Genomic DNA, 25,639 nt, shown 5'->3' with positions numbered 1-25,639 from the left:
CCCTTAGAACTTCATCAGGTTCGCGTCGTCGACCGAGGCCGAACGACGCGCACGGTAGACGGCGACGATGATGGCGAGGCCCACCACGACTTCAGCGGCGGCGACGACCATGACGAAGAAGGCAGCCATCTGCCCCTCGAGGTTGCCGTGCTGGCGTGCGAACGCGACGAACGCGAGGTTCGTGGCGTTGAGCATCAGCTCGATGGAGAGGAACGCGATGAGGGCGTTCCTGCGCAGCAGGAAGCCGGCGACGCCGACGGTGAAGAGGAACGCGGAGAGGACGAGCAGCGAGGCGGTGGTCATTTCTCTCCTTGGATCTCTGCGTGCGTCTGGTCGATCTGGGCGTAGTTGGCGTCGGTGGGACGGCGCAGCCGGTCCACGTCGACGGCGATGCCGCGGTCGAGCAGGGCCTGGGACAGCGAATCCTCGGCGACGGAACCGTCCGGGAGGAGCGCCGGCACCGCGATGGAGTTGGCGGTGGCGAACACGCCCGAGTTGGAGCGGGGCCCGGGGTGCTGGCCCTTCTCGGCGTAGGCGCGGGCACGTTCCTGGGCGGAACCCCACTGCGAGACGCGGCGCTTCAGCTCGTCGCCGTGCGTCAGCACGATGGCACCCATCGGGGCGATGATCAGCAGCGCCGCGGTGATCTCGAAGAGCAGGAAGTAGTCCTCGAACACCAACTTGGCGAGGCCCTCGATGTTGCCGCCCGCGTTGGCCATCTCCAGGCCGGCGGGGCCACCGAAGACGGCCGCCTGGCCGACGCCCATGATCAGGAGGATGCCGAACCCGAGCGAGACGAGGATGGCGGTGACGCGGTGGCCCTTGATCGTCTCGACGACCGAGTCACGCACGTCGACGCCGATCAGCATCACGACGAAGAGGAACAGCATCAGGATCGCGCCGGTGTAGACGATGATCTGCACCACGAACAGGAACGGGGCGTCCTGCGCAGCGTAGAGCACCGCGAGCCCGATCATCACGCCGGCCATGTACACCATCGAGTGCACCGGCTTGCGCGACACCAGGAACCCGAGCGCCAGCAGCGCCATGAGTGGTGCGGTGATCCAGAACGCGACGTCCCCGGCGGTCACCAGGGGAACCAGCGACATCATTCGGCTGCTCCTGCCTGCGTAGCGCTGCGCGTGTCCAGCTGACCGGTGGCGGGGAGGCCGGCGTAGTAGTCGTCCTCGTCGTCACCGAGCCGCCGCGGGTGCGGGGGCTGCTCCATGCCCGGCAGCAGCGGTGCCAGGAGGTCCTGCTTCTCGTAGATGAGGCTCTCGCGCGACGAGTCCGCCAGCTTCCACTCGTTCGTCATCGTGAGCGCGCGGGTGGGGCACGCCTCGATGCAGAGGCCGCAGAAGATGCAGCGCAGGTAGTTGATCTGGTAGACGTGCCCGAAGCGCTCGCCCGGCGAGTACCGGGCGTCCTCGGTGTTGTCCGCGCCCTCGACGTAGATGGCGTCCGCGGGGCAGGCCCACGCGCACAGCTCACAGCCGACGCACTTCTCGAGGCCGTCGGGCCAGCGGTTGAGCTGGTGACGCCCGTGGAAGCGGGGCATCATGACCTTCTCGGAGTCCTTGTGGGGATAGTTCTGCGTGAAGGTCTTGCGGAAAATCGTCTTGAACGTGATGCCGAAGCCGGCCCACTCTTCCATGAACCCCATCAGGCGTCCCTTCCCTCGGTAGTGTCCGTCTCCTCGACGGTGCCGTCGTCGGTGCGTCGGCTCGTGACCACACCCGCGAGCTCGGGCAGCACCTGGCCCTTGCGGGGCGGCACCGGGTAACCGCCAGCGTACGGGTCGAACGTCTCGAGCTCGGCCCGGTCGGTGGTGACCTCCTCCGTGTACTCCACCCGCGCCTCGAGGTCCTTACGGCGCTTCGAGGCGTAGAGGAAGTAGACGACGATCGCGGTGAGCACGCCGAAGAAGGCGGAACCCTCCGGGTAGATCATCACCGCGATCAGGTAGACCAGCGCGATCTCGATGAGGTACTTCCAGCCGAGGTCCATGAAGTGGTCGTAGCGGAAGCGCCAGGTGGCGCCGCGGAGCCACATGAACAGCGAGAACACGAGCTGGACCTTGATCAGGAAGACCAGGAAGCCGAGCCACGGGTTGTCCAGCCCCGGGATGAGGTTGAGCGGCCACGGCATCAGGTAGCCGCCGAGGAACAGCGTCACGCACACGGCGGAGACCGTGAGCATGTTGATGTACTCGGCGAGGAAGAACATCGCGTACCGGAAGCCGGAGTAGTCGGTCATGAAGCCGGAGACCAGCTCGGACTCGGCCTCGGGGAGGTCGAACGGCGCACGGTTGGTCTCGCCCACCATCGCGATCACGTAGATCACGAAGCAGGGGAACAGCAGGAAGAAGTACCAGCCGGTGATCCCGTGGTCGCCGTTCATGAACAGCTCGCCCGTGAACGGGTTGGCGAACGGGATCGGCTGGTTCTGGGCCTCGACGATCTGGTGGGTCGACATGCTGCCGGCGCGCATGAGCACACCGACGATGGCGAGGCCCATCGCGAGCTCGTAGGAGATCATCTGCGCCGTGGAGCGGATGCCGCCGAGGAACGAGTAGGAGTTGGATCCCGCCCAGCCGGCGAGGACGATGCCGTAGATGCCGATCGAGGCGATGGCCAGCACGAAGAGGGCCGCCATGGGCAGGTCCGTCAGCTGCAGCCGCGTCTCGACGCCGAACATCGTGACCTCGCCCGCGAACGGGATGACCGACCAGGCGGTGAAGGCCGCGAAGCCGGAGAGGATCGGGGCCAGGTTGAAGATCAGCCCGTCGGTGTTCGCCGGCCGGTAGTCCTCCTTGAAGATGAGCTTCGCACCGTCACCGAGCGCCTGCCCGAGGCCGAGGGGGCCGTTCATGACGGGGCCGATGCGGTTCTGCATCTTGCCGAGGAGACGACGCTCGTACCAGACGTTGAAGATCGTCCACACCAGAAGCAGGACGAACAGGCCCAGCACCTTGATCAGGACGAGCCACCACGGGTCGGCGAAGAAAATGGGGTTCATGCCATTGCTCCCTCTTCGAAGGTGACGGCGGACACCGTCACCGCACTGCCCGGCAGGACCGACAGTCGGTCCCCCAGACCGGAGTTCATCGGCACCCAGACGACGTTGTCGACCATCTCCGGGGTGACGAGTAGCGGCAGGACCTGCTCGCGACCATCGGCGCTGACGCGCACGACGTCCGACAGGCCCAGCTGCTCGGCGGTGGCCGGCGAGACGCGGGCGACGGCGTCGCGTGCGGTGTCGCGGAGCGCCACCTCGTGGTCGTTGCCGCGCGACGCGTCGAGCAGCTCGCGCCAACCGGCGAGGACGAGGCCCTCGGGCCGCTCCCCCGCGCTGACCTGCGGGGCGGCCTGGCGGTCCCCCTCCCAGTCGAGGAGCTCGCTGAAGCTGGCCCACGCGGCCGCCGGGGTGCGGAAGCCGAGGTCGGAGCCGAGCGCGTCGGACAGCGCGGCGAGGATCCGGAGGTCGGTCATCGGGCTGCCGGGAGCCGCAGTGACGAGCGCGACGTCGAGGTCGCGGCCCTCCCAGTTGCGGAAGTGGCCGGCCTGCTCCTCGATCAGCGCTGCGGGGAACACGACGTTCGCCCGTTCGGTGACCTCGGAGGGACGCTGCTCGATGCTGACGACGAAGTCCGCCGCCTCGAGCCCGGCGCGCGCAGCGTCGGGATCGGCGAGGTCGGCGAGCTCCACGCCCGCGAGGACGACCGCCTTGAGTGCACCGGAGGCCAGTGCGGCGAACTGCTCGTCGGCGCTGAGGCCGGGCTCGCTCGGGAGCTGCTCGACACCCCACGCGGCGGCCACGTCCACGCGGCCGGTGGCGTCGGAGACCAGGCGTCCGCCGGGCAGGACGCCGGGGAGGCAGCCTGCGTCGAGGGCGCCGACGTCGCCGGCCCGGCGGGGGATCCACGCGAGACGGGCGCCGGTGGCGTCGGCCTTGGCGGCGACGGCGGAGAGCACGCCGGGCAGGGTGCCGGCACGCTCACCGACGAGGATGATGGTGCTGCCGTCGAGGCCCTCGACGCGGTCGAGTGCGGCGATCTCGTCGCCCGGGGCGGCCGGGATCAGGGTCGCGTCGAGCTTCTGCGAGCCGCGGGAGGCGAACGGGGCGATCGTCGTGACCTTGAGGCCCTTGTCGCGGTTGGCCTTGCGCAGGCGCAGGAACACGATCGGCGACTCGTCCTCGGGCTCGAACGCGACCAGCACGACGTGCTTGGCCCGCTCGAGGTCGGTGTAGGTCACGTTCTGCGGCAGCGACCGTCCGGCGACCCGGGCGGCCAGGAACTCGGCCTCCTCCGCCGACTGCGGGCGGGAGCGGAAGTCGATGCTGTTCGTGCCGAGCACGGCGCGGGCGAAGCGGGAGTAGCCGTAGGCGTTCTCGACGGTCAGGCGGCCGCCGGTCTGGACGCCGACGGCGGAGCCCGCGCGCTTCAGGCCCTCCACCGCGGCGTCGATCGCCTCGGGCCACGACGCCGGGCGCAGCACGCCGTTCTCGCGCACGAGCGGGTGCTTGAGCCGGTCGTTGCGTGCGTACATGAAGCCGAAGCGGCCCTTGTCGCAGTTCCACTCCTCGTTGACCAGCGGGTTGTTGCCGGCCAGCCGGCGCTTGACCTGGTGGTGGCGGTGGTCGGTGCGGAGCTCGCAGCCGGCGGCGCAGTGCTCGCAGGTGGTCGTCGTCGACACGAGGTCGAACGGGCGGGCCTGGAAGCGGTACGCGGCCGACGTGAGGGCGCCCACCGGGCAGATCTGGACGACGTTGCCGGAGAAGTAGGAGTCGTACGGCTGGTCCTCGTAGAAGCCGACCTGCTGCAGCGCCCCGCGCTCGACGAGCGCGATGAACGGGTCACCGGAGATCTGGTCGGAGAACCGGGTGCAGCGGGCGCAGAGGATGCAGCGCTCGCGGTCCAGCAGGATCTGCGCCGAGACGTTGATCGGCTTCGGGTAGGTCCGCTTGGGCAGGTTGTAGCGGGTCTCCTCGTAGCCGTGGCTGAGCGCCTGGTTCTGCAGGGGGCACTCGCCGCCCTTGTCGCAGATCGGGCAGTCGAGCGGGTGGTTGATGAGGAGGAACTCCATCTGGCCCTTCTGGGCCTTGTCCGCGACGGGCGAGGTCACCTGGGTCTTGACGACCATCCCCTCGGCGACCGGCATCGTGCACGACGCCTGGGGCTTCGGGAACCCGCGGCCGTTGCCGGCGTCGGGGATGTCGACGAGGCACTGGCGGCAGGCGCCGACCGGGTCCAGCAGCGGGTGGTCGCAGAAGCGCGGCACGTGGGTGCCGACCATCTCGGCGGCCCGGATGATCAAGGTGCCCTTCGGGACGCTGACCTGGGTGCCGTCGATGGTGAGGGTGACCAGGTCCGGCTTCTTCTCAACCTCGCTGGCGGTCTTGGCGTCGACGCTCATCGGACGGCTCCTTCCTCGGCGAAGACTGCGCTCTTCTCATAGGGGAACAACTCCCACGCGGGCGTGTGCGTACCGGCCTCGAACTCGGACCGGAAGTGGCGGATGAAGCTGGTCACGACCGCGACCGCACCGTCGGCGAGCGCGCAGAAGGAACGGCCTCCGATGTTGTCGGCGATGTCGAGCAGCTTGTCGACGTCGCCCTGGGTGGCGATGCCCTTCTCGAAGTTCATCAGCAGCAGAACGAGCCACCACGTGCCCTCACGGCACGGGGTGCACTTGCCGCAGCTCTCGTGCTTGTAGAACTCGACGTAGCGCAGCGCCGTGCGGACGGCGGAGACGGTGTCGTCGAACACCTGCAGCGCCTTGGTGCCCAGCATGGAGCCGGCGCCCGCGACGCCCTCGTAGTCGAGCGGGATGTCGAGGTGCTCGGCGGTGAGGATCGGCGTCGAGGAACCGCCCGGGGTGAAGAACTTGAGTTCGTGCCCCTCGCGGATGCCTCCCGCGAGCTCGATGAGCTGCCGCATGGTGATGCCCATGGGCGCCTCGAACTGGCCGGGGTTCTTCACGTGGCCGGAGACGGAGTAGAGGGTGAAGCCCTTCGACTTCTCCGTGCCCATCGAGGCGAACCAGTCCTTGCCGTTGGCGATGATCGACGGCACCGACGCGATGGACTCGACGTTGTTCACCACGGTGGGCGACGCGTAGAGGCCGGCGACCGCCGGGAACGGCGGGCGGAGACGCGGCTGGCCACGGCGTCCCTCGAGGGAGTCGAGGAGCGCGGTCTCCTCACCGCAGATGTAGGCGCCGGCGCCGGCGTGGACGATGATGTCCAGGTCGTAGCCCTTGCCGAAGATGTCCTTGCCGAGGTAGCCGGCGGCGTACGCCTCCCGGACCGCCTGCTGCAGGCGACGGATGATGTGCAGCACCTCGCCGCGACAGTAGATGAAGGCCGTGTGCGAGTTGATCGCGTAGGCGGCGATGATGATGCCCTCGACGAGCGTGTGGGGCGTCGCCATCATGAGCGGCATGTCCTTGCAGGTGCCCGGCTCCGACTCGTCGGCGTTGACGACGAGGTACTTCGGGTTCGGGTTGTCCTGCGGGACGAAGCTCCACTTCATGCCGGTCGGGAAGCCCGCGCCGCCGCGACCGCGGAGGTTGGCGTCCTTCACCAGCGAGATGATGTCGGCCGGCGCCATGTCGAGCGCCTTGCGGGCGGCCTCGTAGCCGCCGTTGGCCTCGTAGCGGGACAGCTTCCAGGAGTTGTCCTCGCCCCAGTGCGCCGACAGGACCGGGGTCAGCAGGTCGGTCACTGGTCAGCCTCCTTCTCTGCGGGTGCCGGCAGGGTGTCCTTGTCGGGAGCGCTCCAGCCGCGCTCCTTCGCGATCTGCAGACCGCGCAGCGACGCGTGCCCCGCGGAGGGGCCCTCGTCCGCGCGGCCGTCGGGGAAGCCCGCGAGCACGCGCTCGGCTTCCTTCCACGACGTGATGGTGGCGCCGCGGGTGGAGACGACCTCCTCGTCGGCCTGCAGCCGGTCGAGCAGCTCGTCGGCCTTGGCCGGCGTCATGTTGTCGAAGTACTCCCAGTTGACGGTCATCACCGGCGCGTAGTCGCAGCCGGCGTTGCACTCGATCCGCTCGAGCGAGATCTGGCCGTCGGGGGTGGTCTGGTTCTCGTCGATGCCCAGCTTCTGCTTCGCGCGCTCCAGCAGGATGTCGCCGCCCATCACCGCGCACAGCGACGTGGTGCAGACGCCGACGTGGTGCTTGCCCGCGGGGCGGCGCTTGTACATGGTGTAGAACGTCGCCACGCCGGAGACCTCGGCGGTGCTGATGCCGAGGACCTCGGCGCACACCTCGATGCCACGGGGGCTGACGCGGCCGTCCACCGACTGCACGAGGTGCAGCATCGGCAGCAGCGCGGAGCGCGGCTGCGGGTAGCGGCCCGCCAGCTCGCGCAGCTCCGCCATCGTCGTCTCGTCGATGTTCGTCGACTGGTCCGCGTAGTCGACCGACCCCGAGTCGGGGAAATACGTTTCGAAGTGGCCGCTCATCGGTCCACACCTCCAAGGACAGGGTCAATGCTTGCGAGCGCGACGACGACGTCGGACATCATGCCGCCCTCACACATGTACGGGATCGACTGGATGTGGTGGAAACCTGGGTCCCGCACGTGGACGCGGTAGGGTTTCGGGCCACCGTCGGAGACGACGTGGCAGCCGAGCTCGCCCTTCGGCGACTCGATGGCCATGTAGGCCTGGCCGACGGGGACGTCGAAGCCCTCCGTGACCAGCTTGAAGTGGTGGATCAGCGCCTCCATCGAGCCGGTCATGATGTGCTTGATGTGCTCGTTGCTGTTGCCCTGGCCGTCGGGGCCGAGGGACAACTGCGCGGGCCACGCGATCTTCTTGTCGGCCACCATCACCGGCTGGCCCTGGGTCTTCTCGAGGCGCTCGAGACACTGCTCGACGATCTTCAGCGACTCCCAGCACTCCGCCTGGCGGATGCGGAAGGCGGCGTACGCGTCATCGCCCTCCCAGGAGACGACGTCGAAGTCGTAGGTCTCGTAGTCGCAGTAGGGCTGCGTCTTGCGGAGGTCCCAGTCGTAGCCGGTGCCGCGCAGGCGGGGGCCGGTCATGCCGAGCATCATCGCGCCGCTCAGGTCGACGACGGCGATGTCCTTCATGCGGGCGAGGAAGATCGGGTTCTCGTTGCAGAAGCCGGCGTACTCCGGCAGGTGCTTGTGCAGCCACTTGATGACGTCGCGGAGGTGGTCCAGGCCGCCCTCGGGCAGGTCGTTGGCCACGCCGCCGGGGCGGATGAACGCGTGGTTCATGCGCAGGCCGGTGAGCGCCTCCAAGAAGTCGAGGATCATCTCGCGCTCGCGGAAGGCGATCGACATGACGGTGGTGGAGCCGATCTCCAGCGCACCGGTGCCCATGGCCACCAGGTGCGAGGCGATGCGGTTGAGCTCCATCACGAGCACGCGGATGATCCGCGCCCGCTCGGGGATCTGGTCGGTGATGCCGAGCAGCTTCTCCACGGCCATGCAGTACACGGCCTCGTTGAACAGCGGGGCGACGTAGTCCATGCGCGTCACATAGGTGACGGCCTGGGTCCAGGTCTTGAACTCGATGTTCTTCTCGATGCCGGTGTGGAGGAAGCCGATGCCCGGGCGGATGGACGTGACGGTCTCGCCCTCCATCTCGAGCATGAGGCGGAGCACGCCGTGCGTCGACGGGTGCGACGGCCCCATGTTGATGACGATCGTCTCGTCGCCGCTGCCGGCGTGCTCGCTGACGATGTCCTCCCAGTCGCCGCCCTGCGGGAAGTACACGTGGTCCGCGGGCTTCTCCTCGGGCTGCGAGTAAACGTCCTGCTGGCTCACGAGTAGCTCCTTCGGGTGTCCGGGGCGGGGATGGTGGCGCCCTTGTACTCGACGTCGATGCCGCCCAGCGGGTAGTCCTTCCGCTGCGGGTGCCCCGCCCAGTCGTCGGGCATGAGGATCCGGGTCAGCGACGGGTGGCCGTCGAAGATGATGCCGAACATGTCCCAGGTCTCGCGCTCGTCGTAGTCGGCCATCGGGTAGGTCTCGACCACGGACGGGATGTGGCGGTCGTCGTCGGGGCAGGTGACCTCGAGGCGCAGGCGGCGGTTGTAGGTGTAGGAGAGCAGGTGGTAGACGGCGTGCAGTTCGGCGCCGACCTCCTGCGGGTAGTGCACGCCCGAGATCGACATGATGACCTCGAACCGCAGGTACGGGTCGTCTCGGAGTGTGCGCACGACCTCGCGGAGGTCCTCGCGCGGCACGTAGACGGTCAGTTCCCCCGCGTGGAAGAGCATGCGGTAGCCCTTGAACTTCGGGAGCACGTCGACGGCGCGGTCATGGATGGCGTCGGCGGCGGCGTCCTCGAAGGGCGCACCGGACTTGCCGGGCATCGCGAGCTCGCGGACCAGGCCGTTGTAGCCCGACGTGTCCCCGGACCCGCGCGACCACATGCCGCTCTTGGTGGCGAACACGCGCTCGGCGCGGTCGGCGTCGCGGCGCTCCTCCGGGAGGTTCTGCTCGGTCATCGCAGGAGCCCCTTCTGCTCGATCTTCGCCGGAGCGGCGAGCGCCGCCTGCTCGAGTTCCTCGATCTCGGCGACGCGGTTGGCCCCCATCTTGGTGCCGTACTGCACCTGCGCGCGCAGCTTGAAGATGCCGTCGATCAGCTGGTCGGGACGCGGCGGGCAGCCGGGGATGTACATGTCCACGGGGAGGATGTGGTCCACGCCCTGCAGGACCGAGTAGTTGTTGAACATGCCGCCGGAACTGGCGCAGGCGCCCATGGCGATGACCCACTTGGGGTTCGGCATCTGGTCGTAGATCTGGCGCAGGACCGGCGCCATCTTCTGCGTGACGCGGCCGGACACGATCAGCAGGTCGGACTGGCGGGGCGAACGGAAGACCTCCTGGCCCCACCGGCCGGCGTCGAAACGCGGCGTGCCGAACGCCATCATCTCGATCGCGCAGCAGGCCAGGCCCATGGTGGCCGGCCAGAAGGACGTCTTGCGCATCCAGCCGGCGATCGCCTCGACGCTGGTGAGCATGATGCCCTGAGGAATCTTGTCTTCGATACCCATTTGGAATCGTTTCCTAACCTGATCAGTCCCAGTCCAGGCCCTTGCGGCGCAAGACGTAGAAGAACGCGACGAACACGAGCGCGATGAAGAGCACCATCTGGAACACCACGAAGAGCTCCATCTGGCCGCGGGCCACCGCGAACGGGTAGAGGAACACGACCTCGATGTCGAACACGATGAACAACATGGCCGTGATGTAGTACTTCACGGGGAAGCGTCCGCCGCCCGGGGGCTGCGGGGTGGGCTGGATGCCGCACTCGAACGCGTCGTGCTTGCTGCGGTTGTACCGCTTGGGTCCGAGGACGGCGCTCAGGAGCATGGACACGACCACGAAGCCCGTGGCCAGCAGCATGATGGCCAGGACCGGGATGTAGGGATTCACGAGGACTCCTTCACTTCTTCTTCTGAGCTACGCCGACGGAGCTGCCTTGGCGAGCATGTTGATCAACCGGTCCATCCAGTCGCCCTCGTGGGCGTCGGTGAGGTTGGCCAGCAGCTTCATGACCAGTTGCATGAGGGTCTTCCGGGGAAGACCGTAACGCGTGCAGAGCTTCATGATGGTGGGGTTGCCGATGAGGTGCACGAAGATGTTGCCGAGGCGGTAGAAGCCGCCGAGCTCGGCCCGGAGCTGGACCGGGTAGCCCTGCAGCGCACGCTCCGCCTCCTTCGTCCCGATGCCCCGCGCGTGGGCGTCGGCGATCGCGGCGGCGGCGTACTCCGCGGCCTCCATGGCGTAGGCGATGCCCTCCCCGTTGAACGGGCTGACCATGCCGCCCGAATCGCCGACGAGCAGCAGTCCGCGCCCGTAGTGCGGCTGGCGGTTGAAGCCCATCGGCAGGGCCGCGCCCTGGACGGTGCCGACGCGGTTCTCGTCGCGGAAGCCCCACTCCTCCGGGGTGTGGTCCAGCCAGCGCTTGAGCAGCGCCCGGTAGTCGGTCTTGCCGAAGCCCTTCGAGGTGTTGAGGACGCCGAGGCCCACGTTGCTGGTGCCGTCACCCATGCCGAACACCCACCCGTAGCCGGGCATCAGCGTTGACTTGTCCGGCTCGCCGTCCCAGAGCTCGAGCCAGCTCTCCAGGTAGTCGTCGTCGTGACGAGGGGTCTTGTAGTAGGTGCGCACGGCCACGCCCATCGGGCGGTCGTCGCGCTTGTTCACGCCCATGCTGATCGCGAGGCGGGCCGAGTTGCCGTCGGCGGCGACGACGAGGGGCGCCCGGTAGGTCTCCCCCGTCTTCGTGGTGACGCCGACGATGCGGCCGCTGCGCTCGTCGAGGACCGGCTCGGTGACGTTGGCGCCCTGCACGAGCTCGGCCCCGAGGCCGACCGCGTGCTGGGCCAGCAGGTTGTCGAAGTCGGAGCGGGGGCGGACGAGACCGTAGTTGGGGAAGTCGCGAAGGTCCGGCCATTCGAAGTGGAACGGCTCCTTGCGGCCGGCGTACACGCGCAGTCCCTTGTTGCGCAGCCAGCCGGCCTCCTCCGAGGTGTCGATGCCGAGCCGGATGAGCTGGCGCGTCGCACGCGGGGTGAGACCGTCGCCACACACCTTCTCGCGCGGAAAATGCGACTTCTCGAGCAGTGTGACCGAGAGGCCGTGCTGGGCCAGGTATGCAGCCGTCGTGGATCCCGCGGGTCCCGCGCCTACGACGATGACATCCGCCTCACCAGCGGCATTAGCCATACTGCGCACCTCATATCTCTTCACAAAGCCGGGACTGTACTCCGGTCAGTCTAGGGGTGTCGATTGGATGGTGCCAGCCGGGTCCTGCCGGGTATTTACGGCATCTTCGGGTAGCCAAAATGGGCGGGCACGACAGCGCATAGTAGAGCCCGAGCGGCTATGCTCACCAAGGTGATTTCGGATTTCGGCTCTGGGCGGGTGCGCGCCACCACCGTCGCCATCAGCGACCCCGGACCGCTCGAGCGCTACCTGTCGGCGAAGGAGCCGGGCAGCGCGTTCCTGCGGCGGGGTGAAGGGTTCGTCGGGCTCGGGGAGGTGGCGAGGTTCGAGACCGACTACATCGACACCGCCGACGTGTGGTGGACGGAGATCGCCACGCAGATCGACCACGACTCCGAGCTGCCCGGCGCCAGCGGCATCGGCCCGCTGGCCGTGGGCTCGTTCGCCTTCGACCCGGACCGCTCCGCCTTCCGGTCGGTGCTCACCATCCCGCGCACAATCATCGGGCGGCGCGGCGGGCAGTACTGGCTGACGCAGATCGGCGAGCACCGCAACCAGACGCTGCCGGCGCCCGGCGACGCGCCGAGGTTCCCCGAGCACCTCGACCTCGGCCACGGCACCGTCACGCAGGACGAGTGGGCGGGCATCGTCGCCCGGTGCGTCGAGCTGATCCGACAGGGCGACATCCACAAGGTGGTCCTGGCGCGCGACCTCATCGCGAAGGCCGACGGCCCCATCGACCTGCGCGCCGTGCTGGGTCGACTCATCGAGCGCTACCCCATGACCTGGACGTACCTCGTCGACGGCATGGTGGGCGCCACCCCCGAGCTGCTGGTGCGGGTGGCCGACGGGCTGGTCACCTCCCGCGTGCTCGCCGGCACCATCTCGGTCGACCCGGACCACACCGACCCGCTCGCCAAGGCGGCGCAGCTGGCCCGCAGCACCAAGGACATCCGCGAGCACGAGTTCGCGGTCGAGTCCGTGGCGCAGGCGCTGGAACCGTTCTGCCGCGCGATGAACGTGCCCGAGGCGCCGTCGGTGCTCCCCCTCCCCAACGTGCTGCACCTCGCCACGGACATCACGGGTGTCGCGGATGCCGACGTGAGCGCCCTGCGGCTGGCTGCGGCGCTGCACCCGTCGGCGGCCGTCTGCGGGACGCCGACGCACTTGGCCCTCGACACCATCGCGGCGATCGAGAACATGGACCGCGGGCGCTACGCCGGCCCCGTCGGCTGGGTGGACACCGAGGGCGACGGCGAGTGGGCCATCGCGCTGCGCGGCGGCTACTCGGGCCCCGACGCCCCGGACCAGATCAGGCTCTTCGCCGGCGCCGGGATCGTCGCGGACTCCCAGCCGGGCGCCGAGCTCGAGGAGACGCGGGCGAAGTTCGTCCCCATGCTGCAGGCCCTCGGCCTCGACTGACGGCCACTCCGCTGGGAGGGTTTGCACCAAGCTCGGTGCAAAGCGTCCCACCGGAAGCTCCCTGAGGAGCGCAGTGTCTCGATGGGTCAGCGCGTCTTGCGCTGGACCTTGATCTTCTGGCCGGAGCCCGACGTGCCGCCGGACTTCGTCTTGGCCTTCTCCTCCTCCAGCAGGCGGCGCTGCTCGGCCGACTGCTCCATGAGCGACTCCTGGCTCATGCCGGAGCTGAGGAACATGAACGCGATGGCGCCGATGACCAGCGAGATCCACGCGGGCAGCCCGAAGAGCAGCGGGAAGGTGGTGAGCGCGATCATGTCGAAGCCGCGGATCATCGAGAACATGAGGCCGGGCGGCATGGCGCCGGTGCCGGTGGCCACGAGCGGCCCGCTGTAGGAGGCCGGCTTCGCGGAGACCCAGCGCACGGCGCCCAGGAACCCGGCCAGGCCGGCGACCAGTGCGGCGGACGCGGCGGTGACGAAGTCGACGCGCACCTCACCCGTCACGCCGGCGAAGGCCGGGAACGCCCCGAACACCCACAGCAGCGCCAGCACGGCCGGGACGACCATCGTCGCCTGGCGCACTGTCGTGGGGCTGAACGGGAACATCCGCTCGAGCCCCTTGGTGCGCGAGAGCACGCGCAACGAGTTCATGAATGGAATGAGCGCGGCCATCAGGACGATGCCGGAGATGGCGACGTTGAGGGCCTGCAGCCCCAGCGCCTGGACCGCGTAGGGCACGACCACGGAGCCGGCGAAGACCACCAGCGACAGCGGGTTGCGCAGGAGCCGCTGCACGTCGCGCATGATGAGCGCCGTGGTGCCGCTGCCGACGCCGCGGGTGGGGTTGACGTGCCCCTTCTGCCGGCTCTTCTCCTCGACGAGGATGTCGCGGATGAGCGCGAACTCCAGCGCGAAGGCGGCACCCTGCAGCCCGCTCAGCAGCGAGCCGCCCGACGTGAGCCGCTGGCGCCGGATCTCGCGGAGCCTCGTGAAGGCGGCGACGCCCGCAACCACGAGCAGCACCAGTCCCACGCCGCCGACGATGAAGGCGAGTTGCGCGTCGATGTCCGGGTCGATCGCGATCCACTCGGCGGCGGAGGCGACGAGCAGCGCGAGCGTGGCGGCCGCGGCGGCGCCCATCACCCACTCGAGGACGTTGATGATGACGCGGCGGTCGAACGTCTGCTCGAGCGCGGCCAGCGCGGTGAGCCCCGACGCGCCGAGCGCGGCCGATACCGCCCAGATGAGGACGTGGCTGAGCGACGAACCGGTCAGGGCCGCCACCAGCGCGGAGACGGCGCCGACTAGGACGCCCGCCAGCACCAGCGCGAGGACGAACCGCCCCGCGAGCAACCGGCGCCGGTCCATCGGCGAGTCCATCAGCCAGAAGCCCTCCGCCGCGCTGGCGAGGACCGGCCCGAACATGCGTCCCGCCACGAGCGTCAGCGTCAGCAGCGCGGCGGCCGCGGCCCAGGGCAGAAGCCCGCGCGCGGCCGAGCAGCCGACGGTGGTGCAGCCCGCGGCCTGCTGCTGCGCGTCGAAGATGGCGGAGCCGATCATCGCGCCGAGCACCGCGATGGAGAAGACCATCACGTAGGAGTCCGAGAGCGCCGCCCAGAAGTTGCGGTCGGCGCGGCCGTTGCGCCAGTCCCCCATGAGGCGCTTGATGGCGCGCTCGTCGGCGACGCCCACGGGACCGTAGCGGTCGTCGAGTGTGGTCACTGCTGCTCCCCGACGTGGACCTCGCGGGCCCCGACCGCTGCGATCAGCGAGGGCTCGTGGCTGGCCAGCACGATGGCGAGTCCCTCGTCGAGGTCCTCCCTCAGCTTCCTGCCGAGCCACTCCACGCCCTGCACGTCGAGGCGCTGCTCCGGCTCGTCGAGCACGAGCAGGCGACGCGGGCGCACGAAGGCGGTGGCGAGTGCCAGGCGTCGCCGCTGGCCGGAGGAGAGCGTCGAGGGCAGCTGGCCGGCCTGCTGCACCAGCTGGACCTGCTCGAGCACGTCGTCGACGATGTCGTCCGGGTCCTCGAGGCCGTGCGCGCGGGCGAGCAGGTCGAGGTGCTCCACGACGGCGAGGTCGGGGAAGAAGTCGAGGTCGTCGATGACGGTGGCGAGGTCTCGCCGCACCGCGGGGTTGGTCTCCGTCATCCGGTTGCCGCCGATGAGGACCGTCCCCTCGTCGGGCCGGTCCGCGCCGACGAGGCAGCGCAGGATGGTCGACTTGCCCGCACCGTTGCGCCCGACGAGCGCGACGGCCTCGCCCTCGCGCACCGACAGGTTGAAGTTCTCGACAATGGTCACGGGCCCGTAGGACTTCTTCAATCCTTCGACCTTCAGCACGACGTCTCTCTTAGCCACGTGCGCCATTGTCCCAGCAGGGGACAACTGGGGCCAACCAGGGCCCGTCGGGCTAGGCTGTGCGCATGACCGCAGCCCAATCGTCGTCCTCCGGCCACCGCGCAACGCTCGACAAGCACCGCGACGACGTGTCAGGCATGTTCGACGCCATCGCCTCCCGCTACGACCTGCTGAACGACATACTGTCGCTCGGGCAGGACCGCGCGTGGCGTCGCCGCACCGTCGCGGCCGTGGCACCGAAGCAGGGCGAGCTGGTCCTCGACCTCGCCGCGGGCACCGGCACGTCGTCGGTGGCCCTCGCGGAGCTGGGCCCGGTCGTCGTGGCAGCGGACCTGTCGTTCGGCATGCTCAAGCAGGGCCGGTTGCAGTACCCGGAGCTCGACTTCGTCAACGCCGACGCCCTGCGGCTCCCCTTCGGGGACGGCACCTTCGACGCGGTCACCATCAGCTACGGCCTGCGCAACGTCGAGAACACGCTCGGGGCGCTCAAGGAGATGCTCCGCGTGACGAAGCCGGGCGGGCGCGTCGTCGTCAACGAGTTCTCCACGCCCAGCAACCCCGTGTTCCGCCACGTCTACAACAACTACCTGCTGCGCGCGCTGCCGCCGCTGGCGAAGATCTCCCCCAACCCGGCGGCCTACAGCTACCTCGCCGAGTCCATCCTGGCGTGGCCCGACCAGCAGGGGCTGGCGGACCTGATGGTGGAGGCGGGCTGGACCGGCGTCGAGTGGCAGAACCTGTCCGGCGGCATCGTGGCCCTCCATCGAGGCTGGCGCCCGTGATCCTGCTCGATCCCTATGCGGCTCGCTCCTGCCCGGTCAAGACGTTCAACGCGTTCGACCCGACGGAACCGGCTCCGCCGATGGACGAGTCCCTCCGCGAGGCGTTCCAGGGCGGCAGCGACCACCGCGACCTCGTGCTCGGCGCCCTCGCGGCCGTCCCGGGGGCCGTGGACCTGCGGACGTCGACGAGTCTGGAGGCCACGCGCGCCGCGGTCGCCGCAGGGGCGAGCGTGATCATCCGCCCGACGCTGCCCGACGACGTCGAGGGCCACCGCAAGGGCAGCACCGACGCCCTGGTGTCCGACGCCGGCGCCCCGGAGCCGCGCTACTACCCGCTCAAGGCAAAGCCGTACCGCGTCGTCGAGAAGCAGCTGGGGGCCGGGGAACTGCGCACGTCCCCGCTCTCCGCCCCGCACACCCTCCACATCCTTCACGACCGCCGCTACCGCGTGTTCCGGGAGGGTGTGCTGCTGGAACTCGCCCACGCCTGGCGCATGCTGCAGTCCGCCGGCTGGGCGGGCGACGAGCCGTGGGCCGCGGTCGTCGGCGACAACCACGACGGCTCCCAGCCGTCGATCACGTGGGTGAACCTGCAGCACAAGTTCATCCGGACCTACTCCCGCACCGCGGGCCACAAGATGCGCAGCCCGCTCGAGCGCTACGACCACGAGCACGGCTTCCGCGTCCACGTCGCGACCAGCGCCGCGGAGCGCACCGGGGTCGACGACCCGCCGCCGGTCGTGCGGCCCATCCGCGTCAAGGAGTGCGAGTGGTGCGCGTGGTGGCAGGTGTGCCGGCCGAAGATGGACGACGACGACCTCTCCCTGCGCATCGCGAAGGCGCCGCTCGACGTGCGTGAGCTGCAGACCCTGCTGAGCCTGGGCATCAAGACTGTGGCCCAGTTGGCGGAGGCCGACGTCGACGCGCTGCTGCCGGAGTACCTGCCGCTGACCGGTCACCGCGACCGCTCCGAGGCGCGGCTGCGCCAAGCGGCGCTGCGGGCCCGGATGCTCGCCCGCGGGGTGGAACTGGAGCGGGTCACCGACGATCCCGTCGGGTTGCCGCGCGCTTCGGTGGAGGTGGATCTCGACATCGAGACCTCCGACGACGGCACCACCTATCTGTGGGGGGCGCTCGTCTCAGGCGTGGACCCGGAGCCGACGTACCGCCCGTTCGCCCGGTTCGGCCGGATGACCGGTGCCGACGAGGTGGAGCTCGCCCTGGAGTTCTCGACGTGGCTGCTGGACCTCGCCGACCGCCACCCCGACCTGCGGGTCTACCACTACTCCGACTACGAGGTCGTGCACCTGCGCCGCATGGCCGAGCGCAGCGACCACCCCGTCCTGCGGCGCGCCGTCCAGTTGGCGGGCGAGCGCTTCGTCGACCTCTACGGGTACGTGCGGGACCACTTCGTGGGCGTCGACGGGCTCGGCCTCAAGGTTGTCGCCACCCGGGGGGCGGACTTCCGCTGGCGCGACGAGGACCCGGGCGGCCTCCAGTCGCAGGTGTGGTTCAAGGACGCCGTCGGGGCCGCGGACGTGACGACCCGCGAGTGCGCCCGTCGCCGCGTGCTGGAGTACAACGAGGACGACGTGCGCGCCACTCTGGCGGTGCGCGAGTGGCTGACCCGGCTGGACGCTACGGCCGGCTGATTCTGGCGACGACGAAGTCCGCGTCGCCGGCGAGCGCCTCCTCGAGCGCCGACACCGAATCCACGACGGCCGTCCGCCACCCCAGCGCCTGCGCCACCCCCGCGAGGTCGGCGTGCTGCGGGGTGCCGAAGACGCGCTCGAAGGCGTGCGCGAACTCGGGCGCCCCCTGCTCCAACTTGTGGAAGAGCGACCCGCCGTTGTCGTCGGCAACGACCACCCGCAGGGGTGCGCGCGGCTCCTGGGGCGGCCGCACGAGGGAGCCCAGGTCGTGCTGCGCCGTGATGTCGCCGAGCAGCACCGTCGTCGGCCGGCCCGTGGCCAGCGCGATGCCGCTCGCGGTGGCGATGGTGCCGTCGATCCCGGCCTGCCCGCGGCTCGCGTAGCAGGTGGGGGGCGACGAATGGATCGGCGACAGGTCGGCCGCCCGGATGATGTTGCTCGCCCCCAGCACGAGGACGTCGGCGCTTCCCATGTGGCGCAGGACGGCGTCCGCGACGGCCCGCCCGCCCCACCTCGGCTCCTTGCGCAGCGCCGCGTCGGCGTCCCGCCACCGTGCCAACCAGCCCTCGTCCTGCGGCTCGAGGGTGACCCGGTCGGCCACGACGTGCGCCCGGTGGCCGGTGTCGCCCCAGCTCGCTCGGTCCGTGACGACGACCAGTTCGACGTCGGAGCGCGACAGCAGCGTGGTCTGGGGCCGCGAGAGCGTGGGGTGGCCGAACACGACGACCCGCTCGATCTCCCCGGCGAGTCCGTCGGCGAGCAGGATCCGGTAGTTCGCGATCGCGCACTCCCCCGCGCGGGCGTTGCTGCTGGGTTCGGCGAGCAGCGGGACGCGCGCCAGCTCGGCGAGCGCCCGTGCCTCGGCGCCCACCGCGGGGGCGGCGTCGCCGACGAGGACCACCGTGTTGCGGCGCCCGTCGAGCTCGACCAGGTCGTCGCCCCGGCTGGCGGAGACGCGCGCGATCCGCGGCGGGGCCACGTCCGCGGCCCCCACCAGCGGGGGCGTGAGCTCGACGTTCAGTTGGACCGGTCCCGGTTCGCGCGTGCGGGTGCCGAGGGCGAGGTGGGCGGCGCGCTGCACCGTCGCGCTCCACGCCTCCGGGCCGCCGGAGGTGGACGCGAGGCGGGCGACGCCGAGCACCGAGGGGCCGAAGATGCCGACCTGGTCCGCGGTCTGGCTCGCGCCGGTGCCGACGAGTTCGCTCGGCCGGTCGGTGGTCACGAGCAGCAGCGGAACCCCGGCGTGGCGGGCCTCCAGCGCCGCGGGCGCGAGGTTGGCGACGGCGCTGCCGCTGGTCACGACCACGACCGCGAGCCGGCCCGACGCCTTCGCGAGGCCGAGCGCGCGGAAGGCGGCGGCGCGCTCGTCGATGGCGACGTGCAGGTCGATGTCGCTGCCGGCCGCGTGCAGGGCGAGCGACAGCGGGGCGTTGCGCGATCCGGGCGACAGTACGAAGTGCCCCGCGCCCATGGCGCGGAGCGTCTCGACGATGACGGCGCCGAGCGCGACGCTGCCGGAGCCGGTGCTGTGGGCGCTCACAGCAGGGCCTCCACCCGTTCGAGGCGCGCCCGCCACCAGCGCGTGGTCTCCGCGTCGGCCGCGTACCGCTCCGCCAGCTCGGGGTCGGGGGTGGGCCCGACCACCGGCGGGGTGAGGAACCCGTCGACGGGGAGGAGCGGCTCGGCCACCACGTCGCCCTGCAGGAGGCGGATGGTCTCGAGGCCGCAGGCATAGGGCAGCGACGGCAGCGCCGCCGCGAGGGCGACGCCCGCGGCGAGGCCGATGGACGTCTCCACGGCCGAGGAGACGATCACCGGGAGCCCCAGCTGCTTGGCGAGTTGCAGGCAGCGGCGCACGCCCCCGAGGGGCTGCACCTTGAGCACGATCGCGTCGGCGGCGTCCAGTTCCTTGACGCGGAACGGGTCCTCGGCGCGTCGGATGGACTCGTCGGCGACGATCGGCACCCCCATCCCGCGCAGTCTGGCCAGGTCCTCCACCGCGGCGACGGGCTGCTCGACGTACTCCAGGCCGAACGGCTTCAGCCGGCGGATCGCCTCGCGGGCCTCCTCCAGCGTCCAGCCGGCGTTGGCGTCGACGCGCAACTTCGCCTCGGGGAGCGCCTCCCGGACGGCGCGGACTCGGGCGACGTCGTCGTCGAGCGGCCCCTCGCCCGCGACCTTGATCTTGATGGTGGCGCAGCCCGTCTCGACGGCGCGCCGGGCGGCCAGCTCGGGCGGCAGCGCGGGGACGATGCCGTTGACGGGCACCTGGTCGCGGAACGGTGCGGGGAACCCGTGCTGGGCGGTGTCGCGGGCGGCGCGGAGCCAGGCCGCGGCCTCCTCGTCGCCGTACTCCGGGAACGGGCTCCACTCGGCCCAGCCGGCAGGGCCGCGGAGAAGCATGCCCTGGCGACGGGCGAGGCCGCGGAACGGCACCGCCATGGGGATGTCGTAGACGATCATGCGAGGTACACCCCGACGAGGAGCCCCAGCCCGATCCCGACGCCGGCCAGGCCGGTGCCCTGGATCACCGGGATGAGGTCGCGGCCGACGGCGCCCGACAGCACGAGCCTGAGCGGGCCGCCGAGCGGCAGGAGGCCGAGGAGCGCCACCAGCGCCCACCAGGTGGTGCCCGCCGCGAACGCGACCACGCTCACCACGGCGAGCACCGCGAGCGCGACGTAGAGCACCCGGGTGCCCCGGTCACCGAGCCGCACGGCCAGCGTCCGCTTGCCGGTCTCCCGGTCGGTGGGGATGTCCCGGAGGTTGTTGCCGACGAGGACCGCGCACGCCATGGCGCCGACGGCGGAGCCCGCCGCCACCGAGTACCAGGCGAACCGGTCGGCGACGATGTAGGCGGTGCCCATCGTCGCGACCAACCCGAAGAAGATGAACACGAAGACCTCGCCGAGCCCCATGTACCCGTAGGGCTTCTCGCCGCCGGTGTAGAACCAGGCGGCGAGGATGGCCGCCACGCCGACTGCCAGCAGCCACCAGTGGGCGGTCAGCACCACGATGACCAGGCCGAACACGGCGGCAGCCCCGAAGCTGAGGAAGGCCGCGCGCTTCACGGCGGCGGGCCTGGCGAGGCCGGAGGCGGTGATGCGGGTGGGGCCGGTGCGGAACTCGTCGGTGCCGCGCACGCCGTCGGAGTAGTCGTTGGCGTAGTTGACGCCCACCTGGAGGGCGGCGGCGACGAGGAACGCGAGCACGGTGAGGAGCAGGTCCGCCTCCCCCTGTGCGGCGGCGGTGGCGGCGCCGGCGAGGATGGGGGCGATGGCGGCGGGCAGGGTGCGCGGGCGGGCGCCCGTGACCCAGACTTCGAGTGTTGTCATGTCCCGAGCAATCTTAGGAGCGATTCGCGGTCGGGTTTGCCACCGGAGGTGCGGGGCAGTTCCGCAACGCGAACCAGCTGACGAGGCAGCGCGTGCCGGGGCAGGCCCCCGGCGAGCCGCTTGCGCCACTGCCCCAGCGTGCCGGCGCGCGCGAAGAGGACGATCCGCTGGCCCCACTCGTCGTCGTCGACGGGGAGCACCCACGCGTCGGGGTCCAGGGCGGTCACGTGCCGGCGGACGACCGCCAGGTCGGCCTTCAGACCGCCGGTGATCACCACGTCGTCCACGCGGCCGAGCACGCGCAGGCGTCCGTCACGCCACTCGCCGCGGTCGGCGGTGAGGAAGGTGCCGCCGCTCACCATCGGCCCGGACAGTCGGATGCGCCCGTCCTCGAGGGTGACGTCGACCCCGGGCAGCGGCACCCCGTCGTAGACGACGCCGCCGCAGGTCTCGCTCATGCCGTAGGTCTCGACGACGCGGATCCCCAGCTGCTCGGCCCGCGCGCGCACGTCGGGTGCCAGCGGTGCGCCGCCGACGAGGACGGCGTCGAAGTCGGCGAGGCGGCCGGGTGCGTCGAGCGCACGGACCAATTGGGTGGGCACGATCGAGACGACGTTGCGGCCGGGCGCCGGGTCGAGGTCGGTGAGGTCCGACGAGGCCGCGCGGACACCGTCGCCGAGGACACCGCGGACGAGCACCATGAATCCGGCGACGTAATGGGCGGGCAGCACCAGGTGCCAGGTGGCACCCCACCCGAAGTGGGCGGTCGTCGCGGCCGCGGCGGCGCGCAGCTGCTCCCGCTGCAGGGGCACCCGCTTCGGGACGCCCGTCGAGCCGGACGTCTCGAGCACGACCCCGACCGACGGGTCGACCGCTTGCGCCTCCCCGGAGGCGAGCCACAGCGCCGGGCCCCCGCCCAGCATGCGGCGGACGTCGTCGACTTGGGTCATGGCTACGCATCGTAGTCCCACGCCCCCGGGAGCCGTCCGGTGGCGCGGTAGGATTGGAGAATGCTCCGGGTCATCCTCATCATCGCGGTCGTCATGTTGACGGTGTACTGCGTCGTGGAGGTGGCGCAGTCGCGCAAGTACCGCGTGAGGACCTTCCCCAAGTGGCTGTGGGCGTTCGCCGTGATCGCGGTGCCGGTCGTCGGACCCATCGGTTGGCTCACGCTCGGCAGGCCCAGGTCCGAGCCCGCGAGACCGCTCCCGCCCCGCGCGCCCGACGATGACGAGGACTTCCTCCGCGGGATTAGGTAGCTGGGGCAGGGTCGCGCGAGAATGCACCCATGGCATTCGGACTCGGCGCAATTCAAGGTTGGCTCTCTGAGGCGAGGACAGCGTTCAACGCGGCGGCCGACCGCCTGGACGAACTCGACGCCGCCATCGGCGACGGCGACCACGGCTCCAACATGGCACGCGGCCTCGAGGCCGCCGCCACCATGGACTACGCCACCTGCAACACGCCCCCCGCCGCCATCAAGCAGATCGGCATGACCCTCCTCGGCACGATCGGCGGCGCGGCCGGCACGCTGTACGGCACCTTCTTCCTCACCCTGGCCGCCCAGTGGCCCTCCCAGCTGAACACGCCCCGGTTGGCCGCACTCTTCCGCGCCGCGCGCGACGCGGTGCAGTCTCGCGGGCGGGCCGAGGTCGGCGACAAGACGATGGTCGACCCCCTCGACGCCGCGGTGAAGGCCATGGAGGCCGCGGACCCGGAGGCGCCGCTGGCCGAGTCGCTCGAGAGCGCCGTCCTCGCGGCCCGTGAGGCGCGCGACGCGACCCGCGACATGGTGGCGAAGCGTGGCCGTGCGGCGCTGCTGGGCGAGCGCACCGTCGGGCACATCGATCCCGGTGCCGAGTCCATGACGATGGTTCTGGAGCTCTGCCTGCGCCACCTCTCCGACGAGGGCTGACGCCGCTCACACCGCAGGGGGCCCGAACCCCTCGTCGATCCGGCCGCGCTGGCCGATGTGGATGTCGTCGTAGCTCCGCGGGTCCTCGATCGGCTCGAGGTGGCCGTTCACGTGCAGGTCGGGGAACTCCTCGACGATGTCGTCGATGAGGTCCTCCATCGCGTCGTGCCCGCGCTGCACCGTCCAGCTGCCCGGCACGAGCATGTGCATCTCCATGAACTGCTGGGAACCGCTCACGCGGGTGCGGAAGGCATGGAAGCGCACGTCCTCGGTCGACTGCTCCTCGAGGATCTCCCGCAGCCGGGCGTTGACCTCCTTCGGCAGTGACACATCCATCAGGCCGCCGGTGGACTCGCGCAGCAGGCGCCACCCGGTCCACAGGATGTTGACGCCGACGAGCAGCGCCACGACCGGGTCGAGCCACAACCACCCGGTCACCCACACCAGCAGCACGCCCACCACCACGCCGACAGAGGTGACGACGTCGGTCATCAGGTGGTTCCCGTCGGCCCGCAGCGAGATCGAGTTGTGCGCCTTGCCGGCGCGGATCAGCACCCAGCCCACCAGCCCGTTGACCACGGCGGCGACGACGGAGATCAGGAGGCCGACGCCGACGGACTCGAGCGGCGCCGGGGTGATGAGGCGCTCGATCGCGAAGTAGACGATCGCCACGGCGGCGACGAAGATCATGATGCCCTCGACCGCGGCGGAGAAGTACTCCGCCTTGGTGTGGCCGAAGTGATGGTTCTTGTCGGCGGGCTTCGCCGCCACGCGCAGCGCGAACAGTGCGGTGACGGCGGCGGCCAGGTTCACGAGCGACTCGGCCGCGTCTGACAGGAGGCCGACGGAGCCGGTGATCAGCCAGGCCCCCGTCTTCAGGGCGATGGTGACCAGCGCGGCGGCGATCGACAGCCACGCGAATTTGGTGAGGTTCTCGCGATTCATAGCGTTGTCCATCTTCCCCCATTCGCGCAGGTCCGGACAATCGTCCCCGTCGCCGATGCCTAAGCTTGTTGCCATGCGCAGTGGATGGTTCGGGCTCCCCTTCTTCGGCACCAAACCGGAGCCCGCCGTGGTCTCGTGCACGCTCTCGGGAGGCGGCGCCCGCGCCAGCTTCCAGATCGGCGCACTGGCCTACCTCTACGAGCACGACCCCGCGTTCTCCCCCACCATCTTCGTCGGCGCGTCCGCAGGTGCCATCCTGGCCGCCGGGCTCGCGCAGTACGCGGACCGCGGGGAGCAGCACGCCTGGCTGGAGCGGATGGAGCAGGTGTGGCTCGGCATGCGCACGTCCGACGACATGTTCACGCCACGGGAGTGGTACCGCCGCCTGCAGGACGAGGGCCCTCACTGGTTGGAGCTCGTCCACCCGCCGGAGCCGGTCAACCCCCGTCCGCGGCGCCTGCTCTTCGCGCGTCGTCAGGAGCCGGAGCCGCCCGCCACCCCGGCCTCGCCGACCGACCCCATTGAGGCCGCGCTCACCCCCGACCAGGAACTGCGCGCCGAGTGGTCGCTGCAGCAGTTGTCGGCCCTCGCGGGCAACGTCGGCAGGCTGCCCCGCATCGGCAGCGAGATGACTGCCATCTGGTCCGGCCTCGAGCGGACCCAGTCGATGTACCGGCCCGGGCCGGTGCTCCAAGAACTGCTCGAGCCGGCGATCTTCCAGCCGGGTCGGGTGGCCACGTCGGGGATGACGCTGCGCGCCGCGATGGTGGCGCTCGAGTCCGGCGAGGTCCGCTACATGACCGAGACGGGCACCCTCGTCGACCGCAACAACAAGGCCTTCGACGAGGACCCCCACGATCTCGTCCTGGGGCTGCTGGCCTCCTGCTCCATCCCCGGTGTCTTCCGGGCCGTCCCCATCGGCGACGAGACCTACGTCGACGGCGGTACGCGGGAGAACCTGCCCGCCGAACTGGCCATCGGCCTGCTCGGCGCGTCGCGCAACTACGTCATCTCGTCGCAGAACGACGGGGTCCAGCCGCGCCCCAACATGGCCGGGGAGAGCATCTTCTCGGTCGTTCTCCGCTCCACCGAGATCCTCATCGACGAGGCCGGACGCGACGAGCTGGAGTACGCCATCTCGGCGGGCGCGATCGCGATCTACCCGGAGATCCAGGTGCACGACGCGATGACCGTGCACCCCGGACTCATGAAGATCCACCTGGACTACGGCTGGCTCCGGGCGGCGGAGGTCACCCTCGGTCTCGTCGACGGCCCGGCCCGGCGGCACCGTCGCATCATCGAGCAGCGCATCCACTGCCTGCGGCTGGAGCGGCGGTTCCTCGAGTCGCCGGACTCCTCGGAGGCCCGCCAGGCACTGTCCGACGCGAAGCTCCAGCTCCGCACGCTGCTGCCGCAGGCGCACCCCGACGCCCTGCCGCCCGACGCGGCCGACTGGTGGCGCACCTTCGAGCGGCACCCCGAGCCTGTGGAGTTCGCCCCCTGGTGGGTCTAG

The 25,639-nt window shown here is 70.4% G+C and carries 25 protein-coding genes; 6 read left to right on the top strand and 19 right to left on the bottom strand.

Annotated features, from left to right (window positions below):
- Positions 1-3: 3 nt before the first annotated feature.
- From nuoK to BLR46_RS08510, 12 genes are read right to left on the bottom strand one after another with little or no spacing between them, the layout of a single operon-like run.
- Positions 4-303: an NADH-quinone oxidoreductase subunit NuoK gene (gene nuoK / locus BLR46_RS08565; protein WP_093251064.1), complete on the bottom strand. Its 300-nt coding sequence runs from the start codon at positions 301-303 to the stop codon at positions 4-6.
- Positions 300-1,112, bottom strand: a complete 813-nt coding sequence (locus BLR46_RS08560; RefSeq protein ID WP_093251063.1) for an NADH-quinone oxidoreductase subunit J — start codon at positions 1,110-1,112, stop codon at positions 300-302. Before BLR46_RS08560 ends, nuoK begins: the two co-directional genes overlap by 4 nt.
- The gene (gene nuoI, locus BLR46_RS08555) at positions 1,109-1,654 is read right to left on the bottom strand and encodes an NADH-quinone oxidoreductase subunit NuoI (RefSeq protein WP_245701650.1); all 546 of its coding nucleotides are present in this window, start codon (positions 1,652-1,654) and stop codon (positions 1,109-1,111) included. The genes BLR46_RS08560 and nuoI overlap by 4 nt, the downstream gene beginning before the upstream one ends.
- Positions 1,655-1,662: 8 nt before the next feature.
- Entirely contained in the window at positions 1,663-3,018 is a 1,356-nt protein-coding gene (nuoH, locus tag BLR46_RS08550; protein ID WP_093251059.1) for an NADH-quinone oxidoreductase subunit NuoH, read from the bottom strand.
- Positions 3,015-5,417 (bottom strand): NADH-quinone oxidoreductase subunit G, encoded by a 2,403-nt coding sequence (locus BLR46_RS08545; RefSeq protein ID WP_093251057.1) that lies wholly within the window; start codon positions 5,415-5,417, stop codon positions 3,015-3,017. The genes nuoH and BLR46_RS08545 overlap by 4 nt, the downstream gene beginning before the upstream one ends.
- Positions 5,414-6,727, bottom strand: a complete 1,314-nt coding sequence (nuoF, locus tag BLR46_RS08540; protein ID WP_093251055.1) for an NADH-quinone oxidoreductase subunit NuoF — start codon at positions 6,725-6,727, stop codon at positions 5,414-5,416. Before nuoF ends, BLR46_RS08545 begins: the two co-directional genes overlap by 4 nt.
- On the bottom strand, positions 6,724-7,467 hold the full coding sequence (gene nuoE / locus BLR46_RS08535) for an NADH-quinone oxidoreductase subunit NuoE (protein ID WP_093251053.1): 744 nt from the start codon (positions 7,465-7,467) through the stop codon (positions 6,724-6,726). Before nuoE ends, nuoF begins: the two co-directional genes overlap by 4 nt.
- The gene (locus BLR46_RS08530; protein WP_093251051.1) at positions 7,464-8,801 is read right to left on the bottom strand and encodes an NADH-quinone oxidoreductase subunit D; all 1,338 of its coding nucleotides are present in this window, start codon (positions 8,799-8,801) and stop codon (positions 7,464-7,466) included. Before BLR46_RS08530 ends, nuoE begins: the two co-directional genes overlap by 4 nt.
- Entirely contained in the window at positions 8,798-9,487 is a 690-nt protein-coding gene (locus BLR46_RS08525; RefSeq protein WP_093251049.1) for an NADH-quinone oxidoreductase subunit C, read from the bottom strand. The genes BLR46_RS08530 and BLR46_RS08525 overlap by 4 nt, the downstream gene beginning before the upstream one ends.
- Entirely contained in the window at positions 9,484-10,038 is a 555-nt protein-coding gene (locus BLR46_RS08520) for an NADH-quinone oxidoreductase subunit B (RefSeq protein WP_093251048.1), read from the bottom strand. The genes BLR46_RS08525 and BLR46_RS08520 overlap by 4 nt, the downstream gene beginning before the upstream one ends.
- Before the next feature lie 22 nt (positions 10,039-10,060).
- A complete protein-coding gene (locus tag BLR46_RS08515) occupies positions 10,061-10,420 on the bottom strand; it encodes an NADH-quinone oxidoreductase subunit A (RefSeq protein ID WP_093251046.1) in 360 nt (119 codons plus the stop codon).
- A gap of 27 nt (positions 10,421-10,447) precedes the next feature.
- The gene (locus BLR46_RS08510; RefSeq protein WP_093251043.1) at positions 10,448-11,716 is read right to left on the bottom strand and encodes a geranylgeranyl reductase family protein; all 1,269 of its coding nucleotides are present in this window, start codon (positions 11,714-11,716) and stop codon (positions 10,448-10,450) included.
- 171 nt (positions 11,717-11,887) lie between these two features.
- Here BLR46_RS08510 and BLR46_RS08505 point away from each other — a divergent pair, with 171 nt between their 5' ends.
- Positions 11,888-13,138, top strand: a complete 1,251-nt coding sequence (locus BLR46_RS08505; RefSeq protein ID WP_093251846.1) for an isochorismate synthase — start codon at positions 11,888-11,890, stop codon at positions 13,136-13,138.
- Between the two features lie 86 nt (positions 13,139-13,224).
- Here BLR46_RS08505 and BLR46_RS08500 read toward each other — a convergent pair whose 3' ends face one another.
- Together BLR46_RS08500 and BLR46_RS08495 are read right to left on the bottom strand one after the other, a co-directional pair.
- Positions 13,225-14,859, bottom strand: coding sequence for a DUF6297 family protein (locus BLR46_RS08500; RefSeq protein ID WP_245701611.1), 1,635 nt, complete (start codon positions 14,857-14,859; stop codon positions 13,225-13,227).
- A complete protein-coding gene (locus BLR46_RS08495) occupies positions 14,856-15,506 on the bottom strand; it encodes an ABC transporter ATP-binding protein (protein WP_176761719.1) in 651 nt (216 codons plus the stop codon). The genes BLR46_RS08500 and BLR46_RS08495 overlap by 4 nt, the downstream gene beginning before the upstream one ends.
- A 56-nt stretch (positions 15,507-15,562) precedes the next feature.
- Between BLR46_RS08495 and BLR46_RS08490 the strand changes: the two genes are divergently transcribed.
- Complete coding sequence (locus BLR46_RS08490; protein WP_093251041.1) at positions 15,563-16,279, top strand: demethylmenaquinone methyltransferase; 717 nt, start codon at positions 15,563-15,565, stop codon at positions 16,277-16,279.
- Positions 16,276-17,931: a TM0106 family RecB-like putative nuclease gene (locus BLR46_RS08485; protein WP_245701609.1), complete on the top strand. Its 1,656-nt coding sequence runs from the start codon at positions 16,276-16,278 to the stop codon at positions 17,929-17,931. The genes BLR46_RS08490 and BLR46_RS08485 overlap by 4 nt, the downstream gene beginning before the upstream one ends.
- Here BLR46_RS08485 and menD read toward each other — a convergent pair.
- The 4 genes from menD to BLR46_RS08465 are packed head-to-tail and all read right to left on the bottom strand — an operon-like array spanning position 17,918 to position 22,216.
- Positions 17,918-19,471, bottom strand: coding sequence for a 2-succinyl-5-enolpyruvyl-6-hydroxy-3-cyclohexene-1-carboxylic-acid synthase (menD, locus tag BLR46_RS08480; protein WP_093251040.1), 1,554 nt, complete (start codon positions 19,469-19,471; stop codon positions 17,918-17,920). The two genes, BLR46_RS08485 and menD, sit on opposite strands and share 14 nt — an antisense overlap.
- On the bottom strand, positions 19,468-20,394 hold the full coding sequence (locus BLR46_RS08475) for an o-succinylbenzoate synthase (protein ID WP_093251037.1): 927 nt from the start codon (positions 20,392-20,394) through the stop codon (positions 19,468-19,470). The genes menD and BLR46_RS08475 overlap by 4 nt, the downstream gene beginning before the upstream one ends.
- Positions 20,391-21,266 (bottom strand): 1,4-dihydroxy-2-naphthoate polyprenyltransferase, encoded by an 876-nt coding sequence (locus tag BLR46_RS08470; protein ID WP_093251034.1) that lies wholly within the window; start codon positions 21,264-21,266, stop codon positions 20,391-20,393. Before BLR46_RS08470 ends, BLR46_RS08475 begins: the two co-directional genes overlap by 4 nt.
- A complete protein-coding gene (locus tag BLR46_RS08465) occupies positions 21,263-22,216 on the bottom strand; it encodes an AMP-binding protein (RefSeq protein WP_093251031.1) in 954 nt (317 codons plus the stop codon). Before BLR46_RS08465 ends, BLR46_RS08470 begins: the two co-directional genes overlap by 4 nt.
- 60 nt (positions 22,217-22,276) lie before the next feature.
- Here BLR46_RS08465 and BLR46_RS08460 point away from each other — a divergent pair, with 60 nt between their 5' ends.
- A complete protein-coding gene (locus BLR46_RS08460) occupies positions 22,277-22,525 on the top strand; it encodes a PLD nuclease N-terminal domain-containing protein (protein ID WP_093251028.1) in 249 nt (82 codons plus the stop codon).
- 29 nt (positions 22,526-22,554) lie between these two features.
- Positions 22,555-23,181: a dihydroxyacetone kinase subunit DhaL gene (gene dhaL, locus BLR46_RS08455; RefSeq protein ID WP_093251026.1), complete on the top strand. Its 627-nt coding sequence runs from the start codon at positions 22,555-22,557 to the stop codon at positions 23,179-23,181.
- 6 nt (positions 23,182-23,187) lie between these two features.
- On the opposite strand, the gene BLR46_RS08450 is transcribed toward dhaL, so the two are convergent.
- Complete coding sequence (locus tag BLR46_RS08450; RefSeq protein ID WP_093251024.1) at positions 23,188-24,138, bottom strand: cation diffusion facilitator family transporter; 951 nt, start codon at positions 24,136-24,138, stop codon at positions 23,188-23,190.
- 61 nt (positions 24,139-24,199) lie between these two features.
- On the opposite strand from BLR46_RS08450, the gene BLR46_RS08445 reads away from it, so the two are divergent.
- Complete coding sequence (locus tag BLR46_RS08445; RefSeq protein ID WP_176761717.1) at positions 24,200-25,639, top strand: patatin-like phospholipase family protein; 1,440 nt, start codon at positions 24,200-24,202, stop codon at positions 25,637-25,639.

It is taken from the genome of Tessaracoccus oleiagri (assembly GCF_900103275.1).
In the GTDB taxonomy this organism is placed as follows: Bacteria; Actinomycetota; Actinomycetes; order Propionibacteriales; family Propionibacteriaceae; genus Arachnia; species Arachnia oleiagri.
This window is presented reverse-complemented; position numbering and strand designations above follow the sequence as displayed.